This is a genomic window from Arthrobacter sp. NPDC080086 (assembly GCF_040702285.1).
In genome coordinates this window covers 58,306-67,652 of sequence record NZ_JBFBKP010000015.1, presented here as the reverse complement: position 1 = coordinate 67,652, position 9,347 = coordinate 58,306, and the positions used below count along the sequence as shown (strand labels likewise).

General features: G+C 68.6%; 10 protein-coding genes. 5 read left to right on the top strand and 5 right to left on the bottom strand.

Annotated elements, in window-relative coordinates:
• Positions 1–17 precede the first annotated feature (17 nt).
• Positions 18–1,424, bottom strand: a complete 1,407-nt coding sequence (locus AB0305_RS07955; RefSeq protein ID WP_364136180.1) for an MBL fold metallo-hydrolase — start codon at positions 1,422–1,424, stop codon at positions 18–20.
• A gap of 241 nt (positions 1,425–1,665) precedes the next feature.
• Here AB0305_RS07955 and AB0305_RS07950 point away from each other — a divergent pair, with 241 nt between their 5' ends.
• Positions 1,666–1,968 carry a DUF4193 domain-containing protein gene (locus tag AB0305_RS07950; RefSeq protein WP_290256887.1) on the top strand — a complete coding sequence of 101 codons (303 nt, stop codon included), beginning with the start codon at positions 1,666–1,668 and terminating at the stop codon, positions 1,966–1,968.
• A gap of 31 nt (positions 1,969–1,999) precedes the next feature.
• Here the strand turns inward: AB0305_RS07950 and AB0305_RS07945 are convergent, their stop codons facing one another.
• The 3 genes from AB0305_RS07945 to AB0305_RS07935 all read right to left on the bottom strand — a co-directional run bounded on the left by AB0305_RS07945 (position 2,000) and on the right by AB0305_RS07935 (position 4,985).
• Positions 2,000–2,632 (bottom strand): flavin reductase family protein, encoded by a 633-nt coding sequence (locus AB0305_RS07945; protein ID WP_364136178.1) that lies wholly within the window; start codon positions 2,630–2,632, stop codon positions 2,000–2,002.
• Between the two features lie 171 nt (positions 2,633–2,803).
• A complete protein-coding gene (locus tag AB0305_RS07940; protein ID WP_364136176.1) occupies positions 2,804–3,553 on the bottom strand; it encodes a 3-hydroxybutyrate dehydrogenase in 750 nt (249 codons plus the stop codon).
• Between the two features lie 55 nt (positions 3,554–3,608).
• Complete coding sequence (locus AB0305_RS07935) at positions 3,609–4,985, bottom strand: MFS transporter (protein ID WP_364136174.1); 1,377 nt, start codon at positions 4,983–4,985, stop codon at positions 3,609–3,611.
• A gap of 163 nt (positions 4,986–5,148) precedes the next feature.
• Here AB0305_RS07935 and AB0305_RS07930 point away from each other — a divergent pair, with 163 nt between their 5' ends.
• Positions 5,149–6,057: a LysR family transcriptional regulator gene (locus AB0305_RS07930; RefSeq protein ID WP_364136173.1), complete on the top strand. Its 909-nt coding sequence runs from the start codon at positions 5,149–5,151 to the stop codon at positions 6,055–6,057.
• Here the strand turns inward: AB0305_RS07930 and AB0305_RS07925 are convergent.
• Positions 6,054–7,016, bottom strand: coding sequence for a fused MFS/spermidine synthase (locus AB0305_RS07925; protein WP_364136170.1), 963 nt, complete (start codon positions 7,014–7,016; stop codon positions 6,054–6,056). The genes AB0305_RS07930 and AB0305_RS07925 overlap by 4 nt on opposite strands.
• Positions 7,017–7,210: 194 nt before the next feature.
• Between AB0305_RS07925 and AB0305_RS07920 the strand changes: the two genes are divergently transcribed.
• Genes AB0305_RS07920 through AB0305_RS07910 form a run of 3 tightly spaced genes read left to right on the top strand, consistent with a single transcriptional unit; the run spans position 7,211 to position 9,245 of the window.
• A complete protein-coding gene (locus AB0305_RS07920; protein ID WP_364136168.1) occupies positions 7,211–8,227 on the top strand; it encodes a hypothetical protein in 1,017 nt (338 codons plus the stop codon).
• Positions 8,224–8,655: a phage holin family protein gene (locus tag AB0305_RS07915; protein ID WP_364136165.1), complete on the top strand. Its 432-nt coding sequence runs from the start codon at positions 8,224–8,226 to the stop codon at positions 8,653–8,655. The genes AB0305_RS07920 and AB0305_RS07915 overlap by 4 nt, the downstream gene beginning before the upstream one ends.
• Before the next feature lie 14 nt (positions 8,656–8,669).
• Positions 8,670–9,245 carry a DUF3618 domain-containing protein gene (locus AB0305_RS07910; RefSeq protein WP_364136162.1) on the top strand — a complete coding sequence of 192 codons (576 nt, stop codon included), beginning with the start codon at positions 8,670–8,672 and terminating at the stop codon, positions 9,243–9,245.
• The last annotated feature ends 102 nt before the right edge of the window (positions 9,246–9,347 follow it).

Genomic DNA, 9,347 nt, shown 5'->3' with positions numbered 1-9,347 from the left:
CCCTATTTATGCAGTGATCAGCCGGCGTTGATGGCGGACTTCTGCTGCTGTGCCGCCCAGGCGGCGTAGCTGCCGTCGAGTTCGACGACGTCGTAGCCGGCGCGGCGCAGGGCGCTGGCCGCTACGGAGTTCCGGACGCCGCTCTGGCAGTAGGAGACGATGGTGCCCTTCGCCGGGAGTTCGTCCAGGTGCCACATGATGCGGCCGCCGCTGAGCTGGTAGGAGCCGGGGATGTGGCCGGCCGCGTGCTCGGTCTTGTTGCGGACGTCCAGCACCATGGCGGCCTCGAAGCCCTCGAGTTCCTCGGGCTGGATCAGACGCGGCACAGAGATCGGCAGGCCTTCGAGCCCGGTGACGTACCCGGCGACCTTGTCGATGCCGACGCGGACCAGGTGGTCCCACATCTCCATTGCAGCGGTCTGGTCCGGGGCGAGCAGGACTAGCGGGGCCTTGTCCTTTTCGGGGTCGACCACCCAGGCGCCGAAGCTTGCGGTGGACTTGCCGGCGGGGACGTTGACCGAACCGGTGACGGTGCCCTCGTGGACCTGGGCGTTGGCGCGGGTGTCAACGAAGATGACCTTGTCCGCGGCGAGATCCTTGGCGACGTCGGCCGTATCCAACTCTGCCAGGGGTGCACGCTCGCCCATAACGGCGGGGCCTTCACGGTTTTCGCGCTTCATGCGGGCGAAGTAGGCGTGCGCATCCGGCTGGCCGTCGAGGAGTTCGTTGATGAAGCCTTCCTCGTCGTTGGCCGCCAGATACGGGCCCCACCAGGCGTAGAGGCGCTCGTAGCCCACAGTGGAAGACGGAATGGCGCCGAGAGCCTTGCCACAGGCGCTGCCGGCGCCGTGGCCCGGGTGGACCTGGACGTGGTCCGGCAAGGTCAGGAACTTGTCCCGCAGGCTGGCGAAGAGCCGCTTGGCGCCCTCGAAGCGGGTGTCGACGCCGCCGGCGGCCTCGTCGAGGAGGTCCGGGCGGCCTAGGTCGCCGGAGAACACGAAGTCACCGGAGAGCAGGTAGCCGGGCCGGTCCGCGAACGCGCCATCGGTGATGAGGAACGAGAGGTGTTCCGGGGTGTGGCCCGGGGTGTGGAGGGCCTTGACGGTGATGTTGCCGAGGGTGATCTCGTCGTTGTCGTTGAGGCGCTCGGCGTCGAAGCCGTACTGCCAGTCCGCCCCGCCCTCGCCGGAGACGTACGCGGTGGCGCCGGTGGCGGCGGCCAGCTCGCGGGTGCCGGAGAGGAAGTCGGCGTGGATGTGGGTCTCGGTCACCGCGACGATGGTCATCCCGTTGGCCGCCGCCAGGTTCTTGTACACGGCGATATCACGACGGGGATCGACCACCAGGGCCCGGCCCTTTGCCTGGCAGCCAATGAAGTAGCTGGCCTGGGCGAGGTCTTCGTCATAGATGCGCTCGATAAGCATGGGACTCTCTTTCGTTGGCGTCCAGGAGGAGGATCCTCCGGTGGTCTACACACAACGATAATACCCCCGGGGGTATGTTGCAAGCGCTGGCAATCCGGGCCGGGGGCGCCCGGGAGCATGGGCCCGGACGGCCTCCAAGAGATGGCAGGGAAAGAGATTTCGGCGAGCGGGCACAAAATGGGGGTCGAGCGCGTTGTACCTGAACCAGCAACCAGACAGCAAAGAAAAGAGCACACCACACGTGGCAACCGACTACGACGAAGTACGCCCCGACGTCGCCGAATCCCGCAACGCTTCCCTCGAAGCCCTGAAGTCCGCCAACTCCCCCGACGCCCGCAGCGTCGTGCTGGAACTCGACGAGGCCGACACGGTCGACGGCGTCGAACTCCCCGGCGCCGACCTTTCGGGCGAGGAACTGATCGTCCAGGTGATCCCGCAGGCCTCCGACGAGTTCACCTGCTACTCCTGCTTCCTGGTCCGGCACCGGTCCCAGATCGCCCGCGAAAAGGACGGTCACGCCTACTGCACCGATTGCGAAGGCTGACGGCGGCTCACCGCCACCACAGAAGAACCGGCTAGGCGCCGCGTTCGTCGCGACGGCGGAAAGAGCCCGGCCACTCGGACCGGCGGATCCGCTTGAGTTCCTCAACAGGTCCCGGCAGGCCCCATTCGTCCCGGCCCAGCCGGGACAGGGGGCCTAGCCGGTCGATCAGCGGATGGTCACCGGCCAGGACGTCCCCGGCCACCACGGCATGGGTGACCTCCCCGAAAATCAGGACACAATCCCCCATCGGCTGCGTCGCGTGAAGCCGGCACTCGAAAGCCGCGGGCGACTCGGCCACACGCGGCACGGAGACCGTCCTGCCCGGCTCCCGGGTGAGGCCGGCGGCGTCGAACTCGCTCACGTCGGCCGGAAAATTCGTTCCGGTGGCATTGACCTCGGCCATGAGCGAGACGGGTGCGAAGTTCACCACGAACTCCCCGCGCTCCGTGATGTTCCGCAACGTGTCCTTCCGGCCCACCGAGGTGAACTGGAGGATGGGTGGCGTCACCGACGCCACCGTATAGAACGAATGCGGCGCGAGGTTGTCCACACCCCCCGCGGACGTGCTGGAGACCCACGCGATGGGCCGCGGCACCACCAGGGCCGTGAGCAGCCGGTAGAACTCGGCGGAGGACAGGTCCGAGGGGCTGAAATCCTTGCGCATGGGCCCAGCCTAGCGAGGCCCGCGCCGGGACCCGGGACGCGGGGCATCGGGGCGGGGTTGCCGGCTCGCCGGCGCCCCCACTCCCGCTTAACGGCAGAAATCCGCCCGGGCATCGCGCCCGGACGAATTCCCACCGATCTTCCCTCTTTCGGAACCGTCAGCCGGCCGCCCCTAGCGGGCGGACCAGCCGCCGTCCATGGTGTAGCTCGCGCCGGTGACCATGCCGGCGTCGTCGGAGGACAGCCAGGCCACCAACGAGGCGACCTCCTCCGGTTCCACGAGCCGCTTCACGGCCGCCTCGGTCAGCATGATCTTGGCCAGCACCTCGGACTCGGGGATGCCGTGGACCTTGGCCTGGTCCGCCACCTGCGACTCCACCAGCGGGGTCCGGACGTAGCCCGGGTTGACGCAGTTGGAGGTGACGCCGTGCGCGCCGCCCTCCAGCGCCGTAACCTTGCTCAGGCCCTCCAGGCCGTGCTTGGCCGAGACGTAGGCGCTCTTGAACGGCGAGGCCCGCAGCCCGTGGACCGATGAGAGGTTGATGATCCGGCCGAAGTTGTTCGCATACATGTGCGGCAGCGCGGCGCGGATCAGCAGGAACGGAGCCTCCAGCATCAGGGTCAGGATCCGGCGGAAATCGGCCGGATCAAAGTCCTCGATGGGGCTGATCCGCTGGATCCCGGCGTTGTTGACCAGGATGTCGCAGTCCAGGCTGAGCGACTGCAGAGAGTCGGTGTCGAACAGGTCGACGGCCCAAGCGGAGCCGCCCACCTCGTCCGCGAGGGCGGTCGCGGCGGCCTCATTGACGTCGGCCACCACCACCTTCGCGCCGCGGGCGGCCAGGGCGCGGACCGTAGCCGCGCCGATGCCGCTCGCTCCGCCGGTGACCAGGGCCTTGCGGCCGTTGAGTGAGTTTTCCATATACCCAGCCTTCCAGTTCAGAATTTGACGAGTGCTGCGGGTGCTGCTGTCCGGGTCAGCGGACGGCGGCTACGGCCAGGCCTTCACGCTCGGCGTCGGCCCGGTCCACGTCCTCCAGTGCGATGCCCTTGGTTTCCTTCAGGGTCAGCACGGTGGCCGCGGTGATGACACATGCCACCACGAGGTAGATGGCGGTGGGCAGCCAGGAGTTGGTGTCCTTCAGCCAGGCGGTGGCCAGCAGCGGTGCCAGCGAACCGGCGAAGATCGAGGTGACCTGGGAGCCGAGGGAGACGCCGGCGTAACGCATCCGGGTGGGGAACAGCTCGGCCATCAGGGCCGGCTGGCCGGCGTACATGAAGCCGTGCAGGCAGAGGCCTATGGTCACGGCCAGGACGATGACGACGGCGTTCTTGGTGTCGAACATCGGGAAGGCGAAGAACGGCCAGGTGGCGCCGGAGATGGCACCGACGAGGTACACCGGCTTGCGGCCCCAGCTGTCCACCAGACGGCCGATCTGCGGGATGACCAGGAAGTGCACCAGGTGCGCGATCAGCAGGGCCAGCAGCAGGGACGAGGTGTCGTACTTGTCCACGGTCTTCAGGTAGACGATCGAGAAGCTGACCACCAGGTAGTACATGATGTTCTCGGCGAAGCGCAGGCCCATGGACTGCAGGATGCCCTTCGGGTACTTGCGGATGACCTCGCGGACGCCGTAGCTGGCGGCCTGCTCGGCTTCCAGCTGCGCCTTGGCCTCAAGGAAGATCGGCGCCTCGGAAACGTTGGTGCGGATGTAGTAACCGACGAAGACGATCACGGCGGAGAGCCAGAACGCCACGCGCCAGCCCCAGCCGAGGAAGTCCGCGGCGCTGAGCGTGTTGGACATGATGAACAGCACCAGGGTGGCCAGCAGGTTGCCCACCGGCACGGCGGCCTGCGGCCAGCTGGCCCAGAATCCGCGGCCCTCGTTGGGGCTGTGCTCGGCAACCAGGAGGACGGCGCCGCCCCACTCACCGCCCAGGGCGAAGCCCTGGATGAAGCGCAGGATGACCAGCAAGGCCGGGGCGAGGTACCCGATGTCGACGAAGCCCGGGAGGCAGCCCATCAGGAAGGTGGACACGCCGATGATGACGATAGTGAGCTGCAGGGTGGGCTTGCGGCCCAGCTTGTCGCCGATCTGGCCGAAGACGATGCCGCCCAGCGGCCGGGCGACGAAGCCGACGGCGTAGGTCAGGAAGGCCTGGATGATGCCGTCCAGGTCGTTGCCCGTGGACGGGAAGAAGTACTTGCCAAAGACCAGGGTGGCTGCGGTGGCGTAGAGGAAGAATTCGTACCACTCGACGACCGTTCCCACCATGGAGGCGGCGACGATTTTCTTGAGGCCCTCGCCCTTGCGGGCGGCAGGCGGTGTTGCGGAGCGCTGTTCTACGCTCATAAGTAACTCCTAGGTGTCCACGGCGACACAGTGTGTGGTGCTTACCGTCGCGGTGCAATCAGCTGTGATGCACGGCACTGAAAATGGGCTTCATCGAGTATCGCCGCAGATTCGCCGCCGCTCAATGGCCAAAGCGGCACGATGTGTGTGCAGAATTGCAGATATGAATCTCAATCCGGACGACCTTCTGGTGCTGCTTGCCGTGTCCCGCTCGGCGAAATTTACGACGGCGGCGCAGTCCCTGGGCCTGAACCACACCACGGTCTCGCGCCGGATCGCCGCCCTGGAGAAGGCGCTGGGCGGGCGGGTCCTCTCCCGCGCCGCGGGCGGCTGGGAGCTGACGGACCTGGGAGCCGCCGCCGTCGCCGTCGCCGAGGAGGTGGAGGGCGCCGTGCGCTCCCTCGAGGAACCGGGGAAGACGCCGGACCCGGTGACCGGCGTCGTCCGGATGACCGCGACGGATGCCTTCAGCGCCTACATCGCCGCCCCGGCGGTGGCGAAGCTGCGCCACCAGCACCCCGGGCTGAGCGTGGAAATCATCACCGTGACCCGGCGGGCACTGCAGCAGCGCTCCGGCCTGGACATCGAGGTGGTGGTGGGCGAACCGCAGGTGCACCGCGCCGAGGCCTCGCGGCTGGGCGAGTACATGCTGGGGATGTACGCCTCCCGCGATTACGTGGCCGAGCACGGAACGCCCGCTTCGCTCGCCGAACTGGAGAGCCACCCGCTGGTCTACTTTGTCGACTCGATGCTGCAGGTGGATGACCTCGATGCCCCGCGCAGGCTGGTGCCGACCATGCGCGACGGGCTCAGCTCGACCAACGTTTTCGTGCACATCGAGGCCACCCGGGCCGGCGCCGGGGTGGGGTTCCTGCCCTGCTTCGCCGCGGACCTGCACCCGGACCTGGTGCGGCTGGTGTCGGACCAGGTCGCCGAGATGCTGCCCTACTGGATGGTGCTGCGGCCCGATTCGCTCCGCCGGCCCGCGGTGGCCGCCGTCGTCCAGGCCCTCCGCGAGGGGACGGACGCGCACCACGACGCGCTGATGGGCCGCGGCACGGGCCGGGCTTAGGGCTGCGCCGGGCTCTCCGGCTGGGCTGGATTCTCCAGGGAGGCGGGGGCGGCGTCGTGCCGGACGGCCGCGCCGGCGGCAAAGGAGCGGACCCGAGCGTCGTCCCACAGGTGAGCCGGCACGCCGCCGCCCAGCAGCCGCCGGGCCAGGCCCGGATCCCCACCGAGCGGTTCGTCGCTCCCGGCGATGATCATATTGCCGTAACGCCGCCCCTTGAGCATGGCCGGGTCGGCGATGATGACGGTGTGCCGGAAGGCCCCGGCGATGGCGGCCGCGTCCTCGCGGGCGTTGGTCAGCGCAGGGGCGTCCCCGGAGTTAACGACGTAGACGCCGCCCGGGCCCAGGAGACGCTTGGCATGGCCAACGAACTCGGCGGTGGTCAGCGGCCGCGGGGTCTGTGAGCCCGCGAAAACGTCCCGGATGATCAGGTCCCGGGTTTCGGGCGTCAGCGATTCGGTGACCTCCCGGGCCTCCCCGACCCGGAGCCGCAGCAGCGGGGCCTTGGGCAGGTCGAACCAGCCGCGGACGTATTCCGCCAGCTTGCCATCCAGCTCCACCACCACCTGCCGGGCCTCCGGGTAGGCGGCATGGACGTAACGGGCCAGCGAGCACGCCCCGCCGCCCAGGTGCAGCGCACGCAGCCGGGGCGAGGCCGCCGTCGGCCAGCGGGACTCGACCAGGGCGGCAATCCAGCGCATGTATTCGAAGTCCAGGAACAACGGGTCCGCCAGGTCGATATGGGAGCTCATCACGCCGTTGATCCGCAGCAGCCAGCCGGTGGAATTGTCCTGGTCCGGAGCGAGTTCGCAGTCTCCGGTATCGATGGTGTAGACACCCGCCACGGGCCCGGTTTTACCCGCCCCCCTTGCCGTGTCGGGGGCCCCGGAACCGGCCTGCCGCCCCTGCGTTTCCTCGGCCGCGGCGGCTCCGCGCCGGGCGGCCCTGCCCTTCTTCGCCATCAGCCGTCAGCCCTCTCGCCCATGCCCCAACCCTATCGGCCCGTCCCGGACCAAGTCCCGGGCGGCCCTTGTGAATGGAAGCAAAGTTTGCTTACTATTTGTTAGTAATCATGCTTACTATTCGGGTTCCGGTGCTGCCGCACGGCGGCCGGGCCTCAGATCTAAAAGCGGATCTTCAAGGAAAGAGAGCGACGATGACAGAGAACCAATGGCCCCAGGACGGCACCTACGGCACGCCGGGTGACGCGCAGGACGAGCTACGCCCCCGCACCACGTTCCCATCGGCGGCAAACTCCGGCACGGAGCATGTCAGCACGGAGCATGCCGGCACGGGTTACCCCGCGACGGAGTACCCGGCTGCAGGGACCACCGGCGGTTACGCTGGCGGACAGGCGTCCTCCGGCACCGGCTCCTTCGACACTGACTCCTACAGCACCGACTCGTACAGCACCGGCGGAACCGGAACGTCGTCCAAGACCGACGCGGCCAAGGATGAGGCCGCCGAGGTCAAGGACCAGGCCGTTGACTCGGCCCAGAACGTCGCCGAGACCGCCAAGACCGAGGCAGCCAACGTCGCCTCCGAGGTCAAGAGCAACGCCCGCAACCTGCTGGACCAGGCCCGAACGGACCTCACCGAGCAGGCCGGCAACCAGCAGCAGAAGGCAGCCCAGGGCCTGCACTCGATCTCCAGCGAACTCCACACCATGGCCCGCGCCTCTGATCAGCCCGGCGTAGCCACCGACCTGGTCCGCCAGGCCGCCGAGCGCTCCGCCTCCGTCGCCACCTGGCTCGAGAACCGGGATCCGGGCTCGCTCCTGACCGAGGTCAAGTCCTTTGCACGCCAGCGTCCCGGCGCCTTCCTGCTGGCAGCCGCCGGCGCCGGCATCCTGGCCGGACGCCTGAGCCGCAACCTCAGCGCCGGTGCCCCGGAGCAGTCCGCCAACGGCTCCGCCGGCGCCGCCTCCCGCGCACCGCAGCCCGTCACCCGGGTGCCCGATGCCGGCGTCGCGGTTCCGCCGCCGCCGGTGCAGTACCCGGAAGCCACCACGGCCGCCCACGCGGACACCTACCCGCCCAACCCGCTGGAGGGAGAGGGCTCCGGCGCCCACGCCGGGAGCTGGGCCGAGGACCCGCTGGAGGCGGATCCGTACCGCGTCGATCCCGGCGTCGACCCGGACCGTAAGGACCCGTTCGACGGCGGACGCCGATGAGCACCGAGATGCCGCTGGGCGCCCACGCCCAGGCCACGGACGCCCACGTGAAAGCGGAGACCACCTCCCTGGGTGATTTGCTCGGGGACGTCACCCGGGATCTTTCCACCCTGATGCGCCAGGAACTGGAGCTCGCGAAGGCGGAACTGAAGCAGACCACCAGCCGGGCCGGGAAAGGCAGCGGCCTGCTGGCCGGCGCCGGAGTGGCGGGCCACTTTGTCCTGCTGTTCCTCTCCCTGGCCCTCTGGTGGGGCCTCGGAACCCTGATGGGACTCGGATGGTCCGGCGTCATTGTCGCCGTCATCTGGGGCATCATCGGCGCCGTCATGGCCTCCATGGGCCGCAAGGAGCTCAAGGCGATGAAGGGCCTTCCCCAGACCGCCGAGACCATCCAGGAAATTCCCCCCACTCTCAAGCCCAGCCACTAAAGCGAGGAAAGACAATGAGTCAGAACCCGGATGCCATCCGTGCCGACATCGAAGCAACCCGCGCACGGCTCGGAACCAACGTCGACGCCGTGGCGGACAAGGTCACCCCGTCCAACATCGTCCAGCGCCAGACCGACAAGGTCAAAGACGCAGTCTTCGGAGCGAAGGAGAAAGTCATGGGAGCAGCCGACCACGCCGGCAGCAGCACCGGAGCGCACTTCAGCGATGCCGGCTCTGCTGTTTCCGACGCACCCCACCAGGTGAAGGCCAAGACCCAGGGCAGCCCGCTCGCCGCAGGCCTCATCGCCTTCGGCGCCGGCCTCCTGGTCTCCGCCCTGATCCCGGCCAGCCAGAAGGAACGGGAGGCCGCCGATGCACTGAAGTCGGCAGCCGAGCCGCTCACCACGGAGCTGGGCCAGGCGGCACAGCACGTGGCCGAGGGTCTCAAGGAACCCGCCCAGGCAGCCGTGGAAAACGTCAAGGCCACCGCCACCGACGCGGCCCAGAACGTCAAGGGCGAGGGCCAGACGGCCGTAGCCGACGTCAAGGACCGCGCCGCCGACGCCAAGGACAATGTCCAGCAGGCTTAGCCTGACCCGGATGGCGGCCGGGTGCCCCCCCCGACGCCGGGGCCGCCCGCCCCGGGGCGTAAACCCCAAAGAAGATTAACAAGGCCCCAAACCACACCCCCC

What these genes read in the sequence shown, in the direction of transcription:
- AB0305_RS07945 (WP_364136178.1), bottom strand. Translation starts at nt 2,632, where the DNA reads ATGCGCAAGGATTTCAGCCCCTCGGACCTGTCCTCCGCCGAGTTCTAC.
- AB0305_RS07955 (WP_364136180.1), bottom strand. Translation starts at nt 1,424, where the DNA reads ATGCTTATCGAGCGCATCTATGACGAAGACCTCGCCCAGGCCAGCTAC.
- AB0305_RS07915 (WP_364136165.1), top strand. Translation starts at nt 8,224, where the DNA reads ATGAGCACCGAGATGCCGCTGGGCGCCCACGCCCAGGCCACGGACGCC.
- AB0305_RS07910 (WP_364136162.1), top strand. Translation starts at nt 8,670, where the DNA reads ATGAGTCAGAACCCGGATGCCATCCGTGCCGACATCGAAGCAACCCGC.
- AB0305_RS07935 (WP_364136174.1), bottom strand. Translation starts at nt 4,985, where the DNA reads ATGAGCGTAGAACAGCGCTCCGCAACACCGCCTGCCGCCCGCAAGGGC.
- AB0305_RS07925 (WP_364136170.1), bottom strand. Translation starts at nt 7,016, where the DNA reads ATGGCGAAGAAGGGCAGGGCCGCCCGGCGCGGAGCCGCCGCGGCCGAG.
- AB0305_RS07940 (WP_364136176.1), bottom strand. Translation starts at nt 3,553, where the DNA reads ATGGAAAACTCACTCAACGGCCGCAAGGCCCTGGTCACCGGCGGAGCG.
- AB0305_RS07920 (WP_364136168.1), top strand. Translation starts at nt 7,211, where the DNA reads ATGACAGAGAACCAATGGCCCCAGGACGGCACCTACGGCACGCCGGGT.
- AB0305_RS07930 (WP_364136173.1), top strand. Translation starts at nt 5,149, where the DNA reads ATGAATCTCAATCCGGACGACCTTCTGGTGCTGCTTGCCGTGTCCCGC.